Annotated in this window: 18 protein-coding genes; 8 read left to right on the top strand and 10 right to left on the bottom strand. The window is 67.3% G+C overall.

Annotated features, from left to right (window positions below; translation table 11 throughout):
• Window positions 1-143: 143 nt before the first annotated feature.
• Together JHC57_RS14785 and JHC57_RS14780 are read right to left on the bottom strand one after the other, a co-directional pair.
• Window positions 144-1373: a pyridoxal-dependent decarboxylase, exosortase A system-associated gene (locus JHC57_RS14785; RefSeq protein ID WP_294030890.1), complete on the bottom strand. Its 1230-nt coding sequence runs from the start codon at window positions 1371-1373 to the stop codon at window positions 144-146.
• On the bottom strand, window positions 1370-2899 hold the full coding sequence (locus JHC57_RS14780; protein ID WP_294030888.1) for an acyl-CoA ligase (AMP-forming), exosortase A system-associated: 1530 nt from the start codon (window positions 2897-2899) through the stop codon (window positions 1370-1372). Before JHC57_RS14780 ends, JHC57_RS14785 begins: the two co-directional genes overlap by 4 nt.
• Window positions 2900-2934: 35 nt before the next feature.
• On the opposite strand from JHC57_RS14780, the gene JHC57_RS14775 reads away from it, so the two are divergent.
• From JHC57_RS14775 to JHC57_RS14760, 4 genes are read left to right on the top strand one after another with little or no spacing between them, the layout of a single operon-like run.
• Window positions 2935-3936, top strand: coding sequence for a GNAT family N-acetyltransferase (locus JHC57_RS14775; RefSeq protein WP_294030886.1), 1002 nt, complete (start codon window positions 2935-2937; stop codon window positions 3934-3936).
• Window positions 3933-4199, top strand: coding sequence for an acyl carrier protein (locus JHC57_RS14770; RefSeq protein WP_294030885.1), 267 nt, complete (start codon window positions 3933-3935; stop codon window positions 4197-4199). The genes JHC57_RS14775 and JHC57_RS14770 overlap by 4 nt, the downstream gene beginning before the upstream one ends.
• A gap of 14 nt (window positions 4200-4213) precedes the next feature.
• A complete protein-coding gene (locus tag JHC57_RS14765; RefSeq protein WP_294030884.1) occupies window positions 4214-4882 on the top strand; it encodes a hypothetical protein in 669 nt (222 codons plus the stop codon).
• Entirely contained in the window at window positions 4867-5664 is a 798-nt protein-coding gene (locus JHC57_RS14760) for a hydrolase 1, exosortase A system-associated (protein ID WP_294030883.1), read from the top strand. Before JHC57_RS14765 ends, JHC57_RS14760 begins: the two co-directional genes overlap by 16 nt.
• Before the next feature lie 10 nt (window positions 5665-5674).
• On the opposite strand, the gene JHC57_RS14755 is transcribed toward JHC57_RS14760, so the two are convergent.
• The 7 genes from JHC57_RS14755 to JHC57_RS14725 all read right to left on the bottom strand — a co-directional run bounded on the left by JHC57_RS14755 (window position 5675) and on the right by JHC57_RS14725 (window position 13102).
• A complete protein-coding gene (locus JHC57_RS14755; RefSeq protein WP_294030882.1) occupies window positions 5675-6400 on the bottom strand; it encodes a rhodanese-related sulfurtransferase in 726 nt (241 codons plus the stop codon).
• A 28-nt stretch (window positions 6401-6428) separates the two neighbouring features.
• Entirely contained in the window at window positions 6429-8441 is a 2013-nt protein-coding gene (locus tag JHC57_RS14750; RefSeq protein WP_294030881.1) for a GMC family oxidoreductase N-terminal domain-containing protein, read from the bottom strand.
• An 82-nt stretch (window positions 8442-8523) separates the two neighbouring features.
• Window positions 8524-9147: a DJ-1/PfpI family protein gene (locus JHC57_RS14745; RefSeq protein WP_294030879.1), complete on the bottom strand. Its 624-nt coding sequence runs from the start codon at window positions 9145-9147 to the stop codon at window positions 8524-8526.
• Between the two features lie 29 nt (window positions 9148-9176).
• On the bottom strand, window positions 9177-9671 hold the full coding sequence (locus JHC57_RS14740) for a hypothetical protein (RefSeq protein WP_294030878.1): 495 nt from the start codon (window positions 9669-9671) through the stop codon (window positions 9177-9179).
• A 60-nt stretch (window positions 9672-9731) separates the two neighbouring features.
• Window positions 9732-10658 (bottom strand): CDF family Co(II)/Ni(II) efflux transporter DmeF, encoded by a 927-nt coding sequence (dmeF, locus tag JHC57_RS14735; protein ID WP_294030877.1) that lies wholly within the window; start codon window positions 10656-10658, stop codon window positions 9732-9734.
• A gap of 8 nt (window positions 10659-10666) precedes the next feature.
• The gene (locus tag JHC57_RS14730; RefSeq protein WP_294030876.1) at window positions 10667-10939 is read right to left on the bottom strand and encodes a metal/formaldehyde-sensitive transcriptional repressor; all 273 of its coding nucleotides are present in this window, start codon (window positions 10937-10939) and stop codon (window positions 10667-10669) included.
• A gap of 69 nt (window positions 10940-11008) precedes the next feature.
• Complete coding sequence (locus tag JHC57_RS14725) at window positions 11009-13102, bottom strand: malate synthase G (protein WP_294030875.1); 2094 nt, start codon at window positions 13100-13102, stop codon at window positions 11009-11011.
• 170 nt (window positions 13103-13272) lie between these two features.
• On the opposite strand from JHC57_RS14725, the gene JHC57_RS14720 reads away from it, so the two are divergent.
• Complete coding sequence (locus JHC57_RS14720) at window positions 13273-13572, top strand: hypothetical protein (RefSeq protein ID WP_294030873.1); 300 nt, start codon at window positions 13273-13275, stop codon at window positions 13570-13572.
• A gap of 2 nt (window positions 13573-13574) precedes the next feature.
• Here the strand turns inward: JHC57_RS14720 and JHC57_RS14715 are convergent, their stop codons facing one another.
• Window positions 13575-14750 carry a GGDEF domain-containing protein gene (locus tag JHC57_RS14715; RefSeq protein ID WP_294030872.1) on the bottom strand — a complete coding sequence of 392 codons (1176 nt, stop codon included), beginning with the start codon at window positions 14748-14750 and terminating at the stop codon, window positions 13575-13577.
• A gap of 191 nt (window positions 14751-14941) precedes the next feature.
• Here JHC57_RS14715 and JHC57_RS14710 point away from each other — a divergent pair, with 191 nt between their 5' ends.
• From JHC57_RS14710 to JHC57_RS14700, 3 genes are all read left to right on the top strand, one after another.
• Window positions 14942-16153, top strand: coding sequence for a hydrolase (locus JHC57_RS14710; RefSeq protein WP_294030871.1), 1212 nt, complete (start codon window positions 14942-14944; stop codon window positions 16151-16153).
• Window positions 16150-17151: an arginine N-succinyltransferase gene (locus tag JHC57_RS14705; protein ID WP_294030870.1), complete on the top strand. Its 1002-nt coding sequence runs from the start codon at window positions 16150-16152 to the stop codon at window positions 17149-17151. Before JHC57_RS14710 ends, JHC57_RS14705 begins: the two co-directional genes overlap by 4 nt.
• A 3-nt stretch (window positions 17152-17154) precedes the next feature.
• A partial coding sequence (locus tag JHC57_RS14700; protein ID WP_294030868.1) for an N-succinylarginine dihydrolase occupies window positions 17155-17677 on the top strand: 523 nt, incomplete at its 3' end.

The following is a 17677-nucleotide window of genomic DNA, read 5'->3' as shown; positions in this document are numbered from 1 at the left end:
CCGCGGTCCGGAAACTCCGCGGCGACAGCCATTGCGTCAGCTTCCGCCATTGCTCGAAAAGGGTGAACATAATGTTAGTATTGACATAAGTTTGGACCGCGCCCGTCGCAATCTGTCCCGATAAGGAACATGTCAGGGCGACGTCAGACGAGCATTTCGCGCGCCGGGCCCTGCCCGAGAAAGGCCGCGGGGCTCGCGCTCGCGCCATAGGCGCCCGCCTGGAAGATCGCGATCAGATCGCCGACCCCGGCGCGTGGCAGCGCGACCTGGTCGCCGAGGCGGTCGAGCGGGGTGCAGAGGCAGCCGACCACCGAGACGGTCTCGACCGCCGCCGCTCCGAAGCGGCCGGCGACGGCGATCGGATAGTTGCGGCGGATCACCGTACCGAAATTGCCGCTCGCGGCGAGCTGGTGGTGGAGGCCGCCGTCGGTGACGAGGAAGGTCTCGCCGTGGCTGACCTTCCGGTCGACGATGCGGGTCAGATAGACCCCCGCCTCGGCGACGAGCCAGCGGCCGAGTTCCATCGCGAAATGGCTCTTGGCGAGGACGGGGTCGCGGTCGCCGAGCGTCTCGGCGAGCGCCGCGCCGACGGCCGCGACATCGACCGGCTTGTCGCCCGGGAAATAGGGCACGCCCATGCCGCCGCCGAGATTGACGAGCGGCGGCGTCGCACCGATGTCGTTCGCGAGCCGAGCCGCGAGTTCGACGGTCTCCGCCTGCGTTTCGGCGATCGCCGCGGCGTCGAGCGCCTGCGATCCTGCGAAGATGTGGAAGCCCTGCCAGTCGGCGCCGGCATCGATCAGGCGGCGGACGAGTGCCGGAACCTCGGCGGCGTCGACCCCGAAGGGCTTGGCGCCGCCGCCCATCTTCATGCCCGATCCCTTGAGGTCGAAGTCCGGATTGACGCGCACCGCGAGGCTGGGGGTGAAGCCGAGATGATTGGCGATCGACAGCGCGCGTTCGGCTTCGCCCGCGGATTCGAGATTGAGCGTCGCCCCGGCGGTGATCGTCGCCTCGATCTCGCGGTCGCGCTTGCCCGGGCCGGCAAAGCTGATGTCGCCCGCGGGCATGCCGCTGGCGAGCGCCGCCCTGAGTTCGCCGCCCGAGGCGACGTCGAACCCGTCGACCAGCCGCGCCATGAAGGCGAGCAGCGGCGCATAGGGATTCGCCTTCATCGCATAGTGGAGCTGGACCCCGCCGGGCATCGCGGCGCGCCATTCGGCGACGCGCGCGCTGAGCATCGCGCTGTCGTAGACGAAGAGCGGCGTGTCGCCCGCGACGTCGGCGAGCGCTTCGGCACGGTCGCCGCCGACGAGCAGCATGCCGCCGGCATCGGCCCGGAAGCCGGGCGGGATCGGGCCGTGCGGCTTCATGCCGTCACCCTCGCCGCCCAGTCGGCCGCGATCGCGACGCGGTCGAGCTTGCCGTTCGGATTGCGCGGCAGTTCGTCGCGCCATTCGATCGTCTGCGGCTGCATGAAGTTGGGCAGATTCCGGCGAAGCCACGCCGCGAGCCCCTCTTTGTCGGCGGCGACCTTGCCGCGCACGATGAGTATGATCGCGGCGCCGAGGCGATCGTCGGGGACGCCGAAAGCGACCGCTTCGTAGATCAGTCCCGAGGCCACCGCGACATCCTCGATCTCGGTCGGGCTGACGCGGTTGCCCGCGGTCTTGATCATCGCATCGTCGCGGCCGACGAAAAAGAGCAGGCCATTGGCGTCGCGGCGCACCGTGTCGCCCGACCAAACCGCCGTCCCGCCATATTGCGATGCGCGCGGCGCCGGCCTGAAACGTTCAGCCGTCCGCGCTTCGTCGCGCCAATAGCCCTGCGCGACCAGCGGGCCGCAGTGGACGAGCTCCCCGGCCTCCTCGTCGGCAGTGATCGTGCCGTCGGCGCGGCACACCAGTATCTCGGCGTGCGGAATCGCCCGTCCCATCGAGGTCGGATGATCGGCGACCAGTTTCGGATCGAGCCAGGTCGAGCGGAAGGCCTCGGTAAGCCCGTACATCGGATAGATGTCGGCGTCGCGGAAGGTGCGGCGCATCGCGTCGATGAGCGACGGGGTAAGCGCGCCGCCGCTGTTCGTGAGTCGCCGGAGCAGGCCCGCCGTTTCAACCGGCCACTCGGCCTCGACGAGCTGGACCCAGAGCGGCGGCACGCCGGCCAGCGTGGTGACGCCATGCCGCGCGACCGCCTTCACGACGTCGCGCGCGGTCAGATAGTCGAGCGGCGCCACCGCGGCGCCCGCGTGCCAGCCCGAAAAGAGCTGGTTCTGCCCGTAGTCGAAACTGAGCGGCAACACGCCGAGTATCCGGTCGTCGGGCGTGATCTTCAGATAGGAGGCGACGCTTTCGGCGCCGAGCCAGAGGTTCGCGTGGCTGAGCATCACGCCCTTCGGCCGCCCCGTCGAACCGCTGGTATAGAGGATGGCGGCGAGGTCGCCCGGCTCGGCGATCGACGGCGGCAGCCCCTGCCCTCCCGAATCAATCACTTCCTCGCCGATCTTCAGATCCTGCAACGCGCAGTCTTCGGGCCGGCCGTCACCCAGCATGTCGGCGCGCGAGCCGTTCGTCACGAGCAACTTCGCACCGCTGTCGGCGAGGATATGCGCGACCTGCGGCCCTTTCAGCAGCGGATTCACCGGCACATGGATCAGGCCGGCACGCGCCGCGGCGAGCGGCATCAGGCAGGCGAGCCGTGTCTTCGCGCTCCAGCTCGCAACGCGCTCGCCGGGACCACCGGCCTGTTCGAGCAACCATGACGCCAGCCGTCCGACCCCGGCGTCGAGCTCCGCGAAGGTCGTGACCCGATCGCCGATCAGCAGCGCAGCCGCGTCCGGCGCGCCGCGAAGGGCGAGGTGGTCGATCGGACGCGAAGATGGGTTTTCGGCTTTGGTCATCGGCTGTTAGGACAGGAGTGATAGAGGGCGGCACGATGCAAGGGAACGGTGAACATCACGCTAATGATGAGCGACTGCCCGCCACAGCGCGCGCGGCCGGCTTTGCGTCGCCGTTCGACCGCGCGACGTGGTTCGACCTGCTCGAAGCCCATGGCTTTGCAGGCGATGGCCGGGTCGACGCGCAGGGGCAGGCCGGAACCACCGCCGCGTGGCTGCCGCTGCGGAAAGAAACCGCGGGAGATCTGGCCGGTCTTGCCAACTGGTACAGCTTTTCCATCCGCCCGCTTTTCAGTGGCAGCGGCGACCGCGCCGTGGCGCTCGCCGATCTCTTCGGGCGACTGCGCAAGGAGGCGGCGCGGCTGTCGCTTTATCCTGTTCTCGATAGCGACCATGAAGCGATTGCCGCCGCGCTTCGCGCGGCCGGATGGTGGGTGAAGGCGGCGCCCGCAGGCGACCGCCACTGGCTCGATCTTTCCGGAATGGATCATGATGGCTGGTGGGAAAGCCGCCCCGGCGCGCTCAGGAATACGGTGAAGCGGAAGGCGAAAAAGGGTGTCGTCGATCTCGCGCTGTTCACCACTTTCGATGCCGATGCCTGGACCGCCTATGAAGCCATCTATGCCGCGAGTTGGAAGCCTGAAGAAGGCCACCCTGCGCTGCTCCGTGCTTTTGCCGAAGCCGAGAGCGCACGCGGTACCTTTCGCATGGGGCTCGCCGGCATCGGGCATGAGCCCGTCGCGGCGCAGTTCTGGACGGTCGAGGACGGCACCGCCTTCATCCACAAGCTGGCGCATGTCGAGGACAGTCTTAAAGCCTCGCCGGGCACCCTGCTGTCGGCTGCGCTGTTTCGCCATGTGATCGAGGTCGATGGCGTGAAGCGCGTCGATTTCGGAACCGGCAACGACGCCTACAAGCGCGACTGGATGAACCGGCACGACCCGCTGTGGCGCATCGAGGCTTTCAATCCGTCGCGCGGCGCGGCATGGGGGCCGGCGTTGAAGGCATTCGCCCGTTCCGTGCTGAGGAAAGAAAAGTGACCGAATCCGCTACCGTTGATGCCACCCTCCGCGCCCTGCTCGCCGATGTGCTCGGGCTCGGCGAAGCGCGCGCCGCCGCGCTGACCGACGACAGTGGCCTGTTCGGCGAACTGCCCGAATTCGATTCGATGGCGGTCGCGACGGTGCTGACCGAGATGGAAGACCGGCTGGGCATCCTCATCGATGATGACGAGATCGATGGCGAAATATTTGAAACCTATGGCAATCTGCTCGCCTTTTCGCAGCGCAAGGTCGCCGACTGATCCCCCGTGCGCGCATGACCGAACATCGACTGCGCATCGACCCCGCGGGTACCCCCCGCGCCACCATCCTGATCGTTCCGCCGCTGTTCGAGGAAGCGAACCGCACGCGCAGGACATTGGCGCTCGCGATGCGCGCGCTCGCCGCCGACGGTCTGGCGGCGGTGCTTCCCGATCTGCCCGGACAGAATGAAAGTCCGGTGCCGCTGGTCGAGACCGATCTGGCGCGCTGGCAGGACGCGCTGGCCGAAGCCGTCGCGGCAATCGACGGCCCGGTCGTCGTCGCATCGGTTCGCGGAGGGGCGCTGATCGACCATCGCGCCGGGGCCGCGGCGTGGTGGCGGCTCGCGCCCGTGGGCGGCGCGTCGCTCCTCCGTACCCTGCTCCGCGCGCGTGTGGCGGCGGACCGCGAAGCCGGGGTGACCTCTTCGCTCGAAAGTCTGCAGGCGACGGCCCGGAACGAAGCCTTGCTGCTCGCCGGCAATGCCTTGTCCCCCGCCATGATCGCGCAACTCGGAAGCGCCGAGGCGCAGCCGGTCGAGCCGCTGCGCGCGATCGGCCTCGGCGCCGACGGTATTGTCGGCACGCCGCTCTGGCTGCGTGCCGAACCGGGCGAAGACGCGGCAATGGCGGCCGCGATCGCCGCCGACATTTCCGCGTGGAGTACGTCATGCGGCGTCAGCTGAGCTTTTCCTGCGCAGGCGTCACGCTCGCCGCGACGCTCGACGACGCGTCTGGCAGCACCGGCCTGTTGATCGTATCGGGAGGCAATGAAATCCGCAGCGGCGCGCATCGCGGCATGGCGATGCTGGCGCAGCGCGTCGCGGCGGCGGGGCATCCGGTGTTCCGTTTCGACCGGCGCGGAATCGGCGACAGCGAGGGCGAAAATGGCGGGTTCGAAAGCAGCGGCCCCGATATCGCTGCGGCGATTGCGGCGTTCCGCGATGCGGCGCCGCGGGTCTCCCGCATCGTCGCGCTTGGCAATTGCGACGCCGCGAGCGCGCTGCTCCTGCACCGGCCGCTCGCGCTCGACGCGCTGATCCTCGCCAATCCGTGGACTTACGACGACGCGCCCGAAGAGGGCGGGGAAGAACCCGCCCTGCCGCCGGCGTCGGCGATCCGCGCGCGCTACCTGTCGCGACTGAAGGATCCGAAGAGCCTGTTCCGGCTGCTGAAGGGCGAGATCGATCTTGGCAAACTGCTGCGCGGGCTTTCGGCACTGAAAGCGCCGCCGTCACCGGCGCGGCGCGACAGCCTCGCGGCGCGGATCGAACAGGCGCTGGCGACGCCGGCCTTGCCCGCCACCATCCTGCTGGCGACCGGCGACCGGACGGCGCAGGCGTTCATCGAAAATTGCCCCGGCGCGGCGGGTCGCATGCCCGTCGAACGGCTTGCCAGCTCGTCGCACAGCTTTGCGGGGAGCGATGGCGACTGGCTGGCCGAACGCGTTCTGGCGATTCTGGGATAGCGGCCCGGCCCTAGCCCTTCTCGCCGACCTCGACGAGGCCGTGGCCGACGCTCACGCGTTCGTCGAAGACGAAGCAGCTGCCGTGCCAGCGGCTGTCGGCCTCGGGCACCTGCTCCAGATAGGCGAGGATGCCGCCCTTCAGATGAACGACGTCCTCGACGCCCTCTTGGCGCAGGAAGGCGGTCGATTTTTCGCAGCGGATACCACCGGTGCAGAACATCGCGACGCGTTTGCCCGCGAAGCGGCCGGCGTTGGCGCGCCACCAGTCGGGGAAGTCCCCGAAGCTCTTCGTTTCGGGATCGATCGCGCCCGCGAAGCTGCCATAGCCGACCTCGAACCCGTTGCGCGTGTCGATGAGAACCGTATCGGGATCGTCGACGAGCGCGTTCCAGTCGGCGGGATCGACGTAAGGCGCCGCGTCGCGCGCGGGGTCGAGCCCCGGCACCTTCATCGTGACGATCTCTTTCTTCAGCCGCACCTTCAGCCGCCGGAACGGCATGTCGGCGGCGGTCGAATATTTGACGTCGAGCGCGGCGCAATCGGGAAGAGCGCGGATATGGCCGAGTACCGCAGCGATCCCCGCCTCGGTCCCCGCAATGGTACCGTTGATCCCCTCGCGCGCGACGAGCAGCGTGCCCTTGATGCCCTCCGCCGCGCACAGCGCGATCAGCGGCTGGCGCAAGGCGGCGGGATCGTCGAACGACGCGAAACGATAGAGGGCGGCAACCTGGAACATCGGCGCGCCATGTAGGCGCGATTGCGGCTCAGCGAAAGGGATCGTGCCGACCGGTCGCATAATGCGCCATCGCCATCGTGGTCCACTGCGCGTTAACGCGGATGCAACTCGGGAAGACGCTCGCGTCGGTGACGAAGACATTGGTCGTGCCGTGGACGCGGCATTCGGGATCGACGACGCCATATTGCGGGTCCTCGTTGATCGCATTGCCGCCGTGCGGGTGGCTGCTCGACAGGGTCACATCGTCCTGTTCGCGGATCGCCGCCCTGAAAAAGGCGTCGACGTCCATGTCGGGGGTCACTTTCTGGCCTTTTGCCAGCGCCGGATAGCATTCGAGCGCGCCGGCGGCGAAATGCACCTTGGTCAGCGTCGCCATCGCGCGGCGGAGCATCGGCAGATCGTCGTCGACGTCGAGCCGGAACCTGAGCTTGCCGTCGACGATCTGCCCGCGCCGGTCGGCGGGAAACAGGATGCCCGCCGAATGGACGCGGCCGAAATTCTTCATCCGCTGCGAATGGTCGGCGAACCAGCCGGGCATCAGCGACGCCATCGACATCGGCGGCTGGAAATGGCTTTCGAGGAGAAAATGGCCGCAGTCGACATAGCTCGACATCTGGTCCTCGTCCCACGCGTCGCCGCCGATGCCGCCCGGCATCAGCGCGACGACGGGCGAGGCGACGTTGAGCGAGACCTGATAGCCGGTGCCGTCGATGTCGCTGCGGTCGAGCAGCTTCGACGACGCGATCGTGCCCGCCGCGACCACGACGCCGACGCGTGCGCGGACGAGGCGATTCGATCCGTCGGGCAGGACCAGTTTCACCGTCTCCGCCTCGCGCCGGCCGTCGGCGGCGGTCTGCCACATGATCTGCTGAACCTTGGTGTCCGGCAGGATACGCGCGTGGCGGTCGCGGCACGCCCTTGGCAGATAGGTCTGCGCGACCCCCATGCGCCGGCCATAGGCACAGCCCGAGTTGCAGTAACCGCAATAGGCGCAGGCGGTCGGGGTGTTCGGCGGGCCGAAATTCTTGTCGAACCAGTCGGTGACCGCGCGCTTGTCCATCGGATCGTCCGACGCGCCCGCATAGGCATGCCAGCCGTTGATCAGATGCGGGCCGTTGTGCCGCCCGCTGCGCGGCTCGATACGGCCGATGCCGAGCATCGTCTTCACCGCGTCATAGCTGTCGTGGAAAGCCGCCGCGTCGATCGGCGCGCCGATGCTTGCCCATTTCGCGAGCACATCCTTGGCGTCGGGGTGCGTCCGGCCGGGTTCGTTGACGCGCAGGCAGATGCCGTTGTTGATCGTCGACGAGCCGCCGACGCAGCGGCCCTGGAACACCACGAAATCGCGGTTGGTCGTCGTCTGCACCGCGCCATGCTTGTAGAGGTTGGCGATCATGTCGAGTTCGTGGTGGGTGATCGCGTGGCTGGGATAGAAGGGCCCCGCCTCGACGATCAGCACCCTATAGCCCCAGCCCGCGATATTATAGGCGGCGACGGCGCCGCCCGCCCCCGAGCCGACGACGATCACGTCATATTCATCCCCGAGGCTGTCCGCGTCCAGGATATGCGCGGGATCGATCTCGCGCCCGGTGACGGGCTCGAGCGGCATGTCGTCGCTGCCGCGCCGGCGGAATTTGGGGAGTGTGAAGCCGATCTGGCGGTGCACGGGATTGGCCGCGTTCGCGTCCTGATCGCCGGGTTCCAGCCCCGGCTGCCAATGGCCGTAATAGCAGGCATAGATGATCCCGCGCAGCCGGCCCATATCCTGAAACAGGTCGATGCTGCTGTCGCGCAGCCGGTCCTCGATCCGCTCGACGCGCGTTTCGACGTCGGCCTCGGCGAACATCGGACCGAGCACCGGTTCGGTCAGCGTCAGCGAAAGCCGGATCTCCTTGAGCTTCGTGCCGCCGATCTTGCCGAACAGTTCGGCGACGTTGGCGACGACCTGATCGGCGGTGATGGCCATTTCGGCGCCGTGAAACAGCGCCTCGGTCAATGCCTTCAGAAATTTGAGCTGCCCGAAATTGAACGGTGCCGTCATCGCCCTGCCCCCCGCTTTGCGCACGCCGCAAAATGCCGGATCATAGCCGGTCGGGGCAAGCTGTATTGTACAGCGCCGCCAGTTATGCGGTGCGGGCGAGCGCCTCGGCGGGCAGGAACGGCCGCACCGCGGCGAGGGCGCGCGCCACATACTCCGCTTTCTCGCCGACCGGCGCGACATAATGGAGCGCCTCTTCGGCCGCGACGGTTCCGGCGAGACGCGCGATGATCCACGCGGCGAGATATTGCGACGCGAGGCAGCCGCCCGCAGTCGCGACATTGCCGTGCGCGACGAAGGGCGCGTCGAGTACCTCGACGCCCGCCTCGATCACCCACGGCTTCGTCGTGAGGTCGGTGCAGGCCGGCAGATCGCCGATCAGCCCGAGCTTCGCGAGCAGCAATGTTCCCGAACATTGCGCACCGATCAACTGGCGCGCGGGGTCGAGCCGGATGCGGCCGAGCATCAGCGGATCGGCCGCGATCTCGCGCGTCCTGATACCGCTGCCGATGATCACCGCATCGGCCTTCGCGGCGAAGTCGAGCGGTTGCCGGCGTTCGATCGTCACGCCGTTCATCGAGGTGACGTGCGGGGTCGGCGACGTGATATGCGCTTCCCAGCCCTGCCCGCGCAGGCGGTTCAGGATGGCGGCGGCGACGAACGAATCGAGTTCGTTGAAGCCGTCGAAGGTCAGCACCGCAATCTGCACGTCAAAAACTCCCGTGAATGAAAAGCGGCCTATACCGCGCCTTCGAATATATCCTCAAGCCAGCGCGAGCGCGCCATATCGTCGCGCGGCGACGCGAGATAGCGGCCCCACGCCGCGCTTTCATGCGCGACGATGCCGAGTTCCCATACGCAGAAGGTCGGGCGCACCACGCCCTTCTCCGCGGGATAGGCCGGATCGAAGCGCGAAAAGGCCGGCATCTCGCCGTGCCGGTACCACACCGCTTCCCACAATTCATTCGACCCGCGCCACACCGACACCAGCAGGAAATGGAAATCGGCGCCGCAGCGATGGAGAATGACGAAGCCGCAATCGCCCGGCTGGAGTATTGCCGCCGGCTGCTCCTCGAACCACCGCGCCGCGAGCGCCCGGACGTCTTCCGGAACCGGCGCGTCGGCGGCAGTGAGGTGATAGAGTTTGAGCTTCGCGCCAGCCGCTTCGACGCGCGCATGATATCGCGCCTCCTTCGGATAATGACGATAGTCGGGATCGACGGCGGCGGACATGGGGAGACTCCTTGTTGTTCCCTTTATGTTCTATACGCTTTCCGACCCGAGGCAAGTGTTTCAGCGGACGGCGACGGTCAGGTGCGCGACGGTCACGATATCGCTCAGCCGGTCGCGTATCTCCTCGCACGAGACGTCGCCCTTCACTTCGACGATCGCCGCCCGCGCCTCGGGACCGACGCGCCATACATGGAGATCGGTGAGCGTCGCCCCCGCCGCCTCGACGCGGCCGCGGATCGTCGCCGCCGCTTCGTCGTCGTTCGTGTCGAGCAGGATCGCGGCGGTGTCGCGCATCAGGCCCCACGACCAGCGCGCGATCACGAGCGCACCGACAATGCCCATCGCCGGGTCCATCCAGTAGAGCCCGAGGTAACGCCCCGCGAGCAGCGCGCCGATCGCGAGCAGCGAGGTCAGCGCGTCGGCGAGGACGTGAAAATAGGCCGAGCGGAGATTGTTATCGTGGCCGTGATGGTGATGGGCGTGATCATGGTCATGTCCGTGATGATCGTGGCCATGTCCATGGTCGTGGCCATGATGCCCGCCCATCAGCAGCAGCGCGCTGACGATATTGACGACGAGGCCAAGTACCGCGACGAGCGTCGCGCTCGCGAAATCGACGCGCACCGGATCGATCAGGCGGAGCGTCGATTCGACCGCGATCCCGATCGAGAAGATGCCGAGAATCAGCGCCGAGGCGAAGCCGGTAAGGTCGCCGACCTTGCCGGTGCCGAAGCTGTAGCGCGGGTCGTGGCGGTGCTTCTTCGCATAGCGATAGGCGAGCGCGGCAAGCCCGAGCGCCCCCGCATGCGTCGCCATATGGAAGCCGTCGGCGAGCAGCGCCATCGACCCGGTCCAGTAACCGGCCGCGATCTCGGCAACCATCATCACCGCGGTCAGCGCGACGACCCACAGGGTACGCTTCGCATTCTCGTCGTGTGACGCGCCGAGAAAATCGTGCAGGTGCTGCGTGGGGACGGATTCGGACATGGGGTACCTTATTTCGCGTAGCGGCGGATGACCGCAAGCAACTCTTCGGCACCCGCCGCGCGCTCATCGTCGCCGAGACCGGGCAAGGCGACATGTTCCTTGAGATGTTCGGCGATCACCTCGTCGAGCAAGCCGTTCACCGCCCCGCGTACCGCGGCGACGCGGTGCAGTACCGTTGCGCACGGCGCGTCGGTCGCGAGCGCTTTTTCGACTGCGGCCACCTGTCCCGCGATGCGGTGAACGCGCGCCACAAGATCGGGTCGGGAGGACAGGTGAGCCATACCATACCCCCCTATCCTATTTTCCCGTTACCGGCAAGGTCTGACGGCCGCCCGCGAGGCCGCCGGCGATCAGGCCGCCTTTTTGTCCCGCCGGTATTTGTGCAGCAGCGGTTCGGTGTAGCCCGACGGCTGCGCGACCCCCTCGAAGATGAGGGCGCGGGCGGCCTTGTACGCGATGCCGTCGGGCGTCAGTTTCCCGTAGAGCGGATCACCGGCATTCTGCGCATCGACCTTCGTTGCCATGCGCGCCAGCGCGGCGTCGACCTGCGCCTCGGTACAGACGCCGTGGAGCAACCAGTTGGCGAGCGCCTGCGACGAAATGCGCAGCGTCGCGCGATCCTCCATCAGGCCGACATCGTCGATATCGGGAACCTTGGAGCAGCCGACGCCCTGATCGATCCAGCGCACGACATAGCCCAGGATTCCTTGGCAATTATTGTCGAGTTCGCGCGCGATCTCGGCCTCGCTCCAGTTGCGCCCCGTCGCGACGGGGATGTTCAGCAGCCGGTCCAGCGGCGGCACCGCCTCGCCACCGATCTCCTTCTGCCGCGCGAAGACATCGACCGCATGATAGTGGAGCGCGTGCAGCGTCGCGGCGGTCGGCGACGGAACCCATGCGGTGTTCGCGCCCGATTTCGGATGACCGATCTTCGTGTCGAGCATCGCCTTCATCAGGTCGGGCATCGCCCACATGCCCTTGCCGATCTGCGCCTTGCCCGAAAGGCCGCAGGCGAGACCGATGCGGACGTTGCGGTCCTCATAGCTCGCGATCCAGTCCGACGCCTTCATCTCGCCTTTCGGGATCATCGGTCCCGCGCGCATGGAGGTGTGGATCTCGTCGCCGGTACGGTCGAGGAAGCCGGTGTTGATGAAGACGATACGGTCCTTCACCGCCTCGATGCAGGCAGCGAGGTTCGCCGACGTCCGGCGCTCCTCGTCCATCACGCCGACCTTGATCGTGTGGCGCGCAAGACCGAGCATATCCTCGACCGCATCGAACAGACGATCGGTGAAACCGCATTCCTCGGGCCCGTGCTGCTTGGGCTTGACGATATAGATGCTGCCCGCGCGGCTGTTCCCGAGCGTGCCGAGGCCCTTCAGGTCGTGGAGCGAACAGAGGCTGGTGATCACGGCGTCGCAGAGGCCCTCGGGCGCCTCGGCGCCGTTCGGAAGGCGGATCATCGGCGTCGTCATCAGATGCCCGACGTTGCGCACGAACATCACGCTGCGCCCGTGCAGCGTGAAGGACTCGCCCGATGGCGAGGTCCATTCGCGGTCGGCCGCCATCGCGCGCGTGACGGTCTTCCCGCCCTTGTCGAAGCTTTCGACGAGGTCGCCGCGCATCAGCCCGAGCCAGTTGGTGTAGCCGAGCGTCTTGTCCTCGCCGTCGACGGCGGCAACCGAGTCCTCGAGGTCGATGATGGTCGTCAGCGCGGCTTCGAGGATGACATCGGCGATGCCCGCCGGGTCGGTCCTGCCGATCGCGCTATCGGGGTCGATCACCAATTCGATGTGCAGGCCATGATGCCGGAGCAGGATGGCGCCGGGCTTGCTGCCCGCCCATTGCGACGGATCGGCGAGGCTGAGCTGGCCGCCCTGCCAGTCGGCCCAGCTTCCCGCGGCAAGCGGCGCCGTCCCGTCGAGAAACGCCTTGGCACGCGCGATCACCGCGGCGCCGCGCTCCGCATCATAACCGCCGGGCTTGGCAGGCGGCGCGTCGAGTGCGTCGGTGCCATAGAAAGCGTCGTAGAGGCTGCCCCAGCGCGCATTGGCGGCGTTCAGGGCAAAGCGGGCGTTGAGCGCGGGCACGACGAGCTGCGGGCCCGCCATCGTCGCGATCTCGGGATCGACATTATCGGTGCCGACGGCAAACGGCGCGGGTTCGGGGACGAGATAGCCGATTTCGCGGAGGAACGCCTGATAGGCGGCGGGATCGTGCGCCTGCCCTTCCCGCGCCTGGTGCCAGTTATCGATCCGCGTCTGCAAATCCTCGCGCTTCGCGAGCAGTGCCGCATTCTCGGGCGCGAACCTTGCGAGCAGGTCCGCGAAATCGCTCCAGAATTTATCGGCATCGAGCCCCGTCGCCGGCAGCGCCCGCTGTTCGATGAAATCGGCCAGTCGCGAATCGACGGACAGGCCGGAACGATCGGTAAATTCGGTCATGCAAGCACCCTCTGGTCGGCGCGGCTGCGCCAGTGGACCCGGGGAGGAAAGGGCCGGTGCGCTATGCCGCGATTGGATTCGATTGGCAATGGGCGCTTTTCAATGGGGGCCGGGTAGGTTACGTTGCAACGCACAACGAAAATATCTTTCTCCCCGAACGATCCGGAATCATGGACGACACGCGACTGAAACTGATGGAAGCCATCGCCCGCAAGCGGCTGGTGACGGCGCAATATAACGGCCAGACGCTGACGCTGGCCCCGCATCTGCTGTTCGAACGCCGCGGCGACCTGTTCATCAGCGCGCTGAACCTCAACAAGAGCTGGCGGTCCGACGAAGAGCCCCGCCTCGGCCATTTCAAGCTCGGCGGCCTCGCCTCGATCGAACTCAGCGAAGAAGAGTTTGATCCCCTGCCCGGCTTCGAGCCGGCGCCGCCGCGCGAGGAAGATACGCCGCTGCTCGCGGTCTGAAGTCAGGCGGCGCCCACCGCCGGAACCGACGACAATTCGCCGAGCGCGACGCGGACCTGGTTCCGCCCGCCGGCCTTCGCGCGATAGAGCGCCGCATCGGCGCGGCGCGACAATTCGAAAAGCGAATCGTCGGGGTTCCACTGGGCGACGCCGAACGACGCCGTGAATTCGCGATCGATCCCGAGCACCGGCAACCGCGCCGACGCGAACGCCGTGCGGACCGCTTCGGCATAAAGTCGGCCGTCGGACAGCAGACCATCGGGAAGCAGGACGGCGAATTCCTCGCCGCCGATCCGTCCGACGATCGCCGACGCCGGCGCGGCATCGACCAGCATCGCCGCAAAATGCGCGATCACGCCGTCGCCCGCAGCGTGGCCGAAGCTGTCGTTGATCTTCTTGAAATCGTCGAGATCGGCCGCGATCAGCACCGCCGCCTCCCCGCCGCGCAGAAGCGCGAGATCGGCGTGATGTTCGAAGCCCCGCCGGTTGAGCACGCTCGAAAGCGGGTCGGTTTCCGACCGCGCGACCATCTCCGCCGTCGTATCGCGCATCATCACGAGCAGCATGACGAGCGCGATCGCCATGAGCGTGACGACGCTTCCGCTCTGCGAGATCGCGGCATAGGTCGTCGCCATATAACCCTGCGGCGCGTTCGCCGTCCCGATCGCCGCTGCAATGAACGGCTTGGCGAGATAGATGGCCGCCGCGATCGCCTGCAGCGCGATCAGCAACAGGTCGAGCGCCTGACGGCGGCGCGAACGCCAGATCACGAGCCCGAGCAGGGTCTGCATCGTGAAATAGGGAAGCTGATACAGCATCAGCCGCGGCGTCGAGCCATAGGTCATGCTGAAAATCACGGGCACGGCAAGGATCGTGAGCACCCATATCGCCGTCATCGCAGCCCATGGCGGCGGCGCGCGATAATGCTGCGCGACGCCGACGAGAGCGAAGCTGAGCGCGAGAAGGAAGACGAGGAAGATACCGATGCCGACGGGAGTCGGGTCGACCTGCCGCGTCAGCAGAAATTCGAGGCCGACGTAGATGATCCCCATGCCGTAACCGGCCGCAAGCCACCATGCGCCGCGCGCGGTCCGGTTGGTCGCCGCGACCACGGCGAAAGCGACGGCAAAAATGCCGGCCACGGACATGTTAATGCCAAGCACGAAGGCTGCTGTCATCGACCCACTCATCATCGGTCCGGTCGGCGTAACCGGACTGTCCCGAACTTTCGGTTAATGCCTTGCGATTCGGTACGATTAGCGCGTGTCCCTAGCCGATTTCCAGGCCCGCCGCAGTGACTTACCGTATCGCGGCGACAAAATGGCGGGCGGGGGTGCAAAAGCCCCTCGCCCCCCGCTATAGCCGGGCGATGGCCAGCCTTACCGCAACCGAAAACGCCGTGCTCGACCGCGCCGCCGGGGCGCCGATGCTGCGTCATGTCGAACAATGGGCGGCGGTGAACAGCGGCACGGGCAATCTCGCGGGACTCAGGACCGTCGCGGGCCAGCTCGCCGACGCCTTTGCCGCGCTGCCCGGCGACATCCGGCTCGTGACGCCCGATCCGGTCGAGAGCGTCGATGCCGCAGGCGAGATCAGGACGACGCAGCGCGGCGATCATCTGCACCTCCGCGTCCGGCCCGAGGCGCCGGTGCAATTGCTGCTGACCGGGCATATGGACACGGTGTTCGCCGCCGATCACCCGTTCCAGACGCTGAAATGGCTCGAACCCGGCGTGCTCAACGGTCCGGGCACCGCCGACATGAAGGCGGGAATTTCGGTGATCCTTGCGGCGCTCACCGCGCTCGAGACCTCACCGCTCGCGCGCCGCGTCGGCTATGACGTGATGATCAACAGCGACGAGGAAACGGGCAGCCACGCCTCCGCCGCGCTGATCGCCGAGCTTGCGAAAGGCAAGACCGCCGCGCTGACCTATGAGCCCGCGCTGCCCGATGGCACGCTGGCGGGTGCGCGGCCCGGGAGCGGCAATTTCTCGGTGATCGTCCACGGCCTGTCGGCGCACGCCGGGCGCAATCCCGACGACGGGCGCAACGCGCTTCTCGCCGCCGCCGACCTCGCATTGCGGCTCGCGAAACTGAAATCGCCGACGCTCAAGGTCAATCCCGCGAAGATCGATGGCGGCGGCCCGAACAATGTCGTTCCCGACAGCGCGATCCTGCGCGTCAACATGCGTCCCTCGACGCCCGAAGCGATGGTCGAGGCCGAGACGGCGCTGCGCGCCGCGGTCGCGGCGGTGTCGCGCGAGCATGACGTGCATTGCCATGTCCACGGCAATTTCAACCGCCCGCCGAAGCCGCTCGACGCCGCGGCGACGCGCCTGTTCGAACTGGTACGCGACTGCGGCGCCGCGCTCGGTCTGCCGCCGATCGGCTGGAACGCCACCGGCGGCGTCTGCGACGGCAACAATATCGCGGCGTGCGGGATTCCCGTCGTCGACACGATGGGCCCGCGCGGCGGCGCGATCCACAGCCCGGACGAATTTCTGATCGTCGACAGCCTCGCCGAACGGGCGCTGCTGTCGGCGCTGACCATGTTGAGAATAGCGGAACGGGGGACTGTGTGAATTATGTGATCCGGGCGGCCAAACCGGGCGACCTGCAAAGCATTTATGAAATGGCGAAGCTGACCGGCGGCGGCTTCACCAACCTGCCCCCCGACAAGAAGGCGCTGCGCGCGAAGCTCGAACGCGCCGAGGCGGGCTTCGCGTCGGAGAAGGAATATCCGGGCGACGAGCTCTATCTGATGGTGCTCGAGGATCTCGACAGCGGCGAGGTTCGCGGCACCTGCCAGATTTTCGGGCAGGTCGGCCAACGCTGGCCCTTCTACTCCTATCGCATCGGCACCGACAGCAAGCATAGCGAGCAACTGAACCGCACCTTCCACGCGCAGGTGCTGATGCTGAGCAACGACCTCAACGGCGCGAGCGAGGTCGGCGGACTGTTCCTGCACCCCGCGGCGCGCGCCGGCGGGCTCGGGCTGCTGCTCGCACGCTCGCGCTACCTGTTCATCGCGCGCCACCGCGCGCGTTTCGGCGACCGCATCCTCGCCGAGCTGCGCGGCGTGATCGACGAGGCGGGCGGATCGCCCTTCTGGGACGGGGTCGCGGGCAAATTCTTCGGGATGAATTTCCAGGAGGCCGACCAGTTCAACGCTGTGCACGGCAACCAGTTCATCGCCGACCTGATGCCCAAGCACCCCGTCTATATCGCGATGCTGAACGAACATGCGCGCAGCGTCATCGGCGTCCCCCACCCCACCGGCCGCGCTGCGATGCGCATGCTCGAGAATGAAGGCTTCGCGTTCGAAAATTACGTCGACATTTTCGACGGCGGCCCGACGATGACCGCGCGCACCGATCAGGTCGCGAGCATCCGCGACGCGAAGCATGTCGAGGTCGGCGGGATTGCCGAAAGTGGCGAAGATGCCCTGATCGCGACCGGCAATCTGGCGGACTTCCGCTGCTGCTTCGGCAAGGTCGGCGCGGGCGGTACGATCGACACCGAGGCCGCGCGCATCCTGGGTATCGGCGCCGGCGACCAGATCAGCTGGATCGGACGCTAGGCCATGCTCACCGAAATCAATTTCGACGGGATCATCGGCCCGAGCCATAATTATGCGGGGCTCAGTCGCGGCAATATCGCGTCGGCGAGCCATGCCGGCGACGTGTCGCAGCCCCGCGCCGCGGCGCTGCAGGGCATCGAAAAGATGCGCCACAATCTGGCGCTCGGCCTGCCGCAGGGCTGTTTCATGCCGCTCGATCGCCCCGACGCGCCGTGGCTCGCGGCGCTCGGCACGACGCCGGACGCCGCCGAAGCCCATTTGCGCGCGCAGGCCTGGTCGGCTTCGTCGATGTGGGCCGCGAACGCCGCGACCGTCTCCCCGGCCCCCGACAGCGCCGACGGCAAATGCCATCTGACCGTCGCGAACCTCGTCACCATGCCGCATCGCAGCCACGAATGGCCCGGGACGCTGGCGCAGCTTCGCCTCGCCTTCGCCGACCCGGCCTTCGCGGTGCACGGCCCCGTCCCCGCTCCGTTCGGCGACGAGGGCGCGGCGAACCATATGCGGCTGTGCAGCGGACATGACG

Origin of the sequence: Sphingopyxis sp., from assembly GCF_016463645.1 — a bacterium.
GTDB lineage: Bacteria > Pseudomonadota > Alphaproteobacteria > Sphingomonadales > Sphingomonadaceae > Sphingopyxis.
This window is presented reverse-complemented; position numbering and strand designations above follow the sequence as displayed.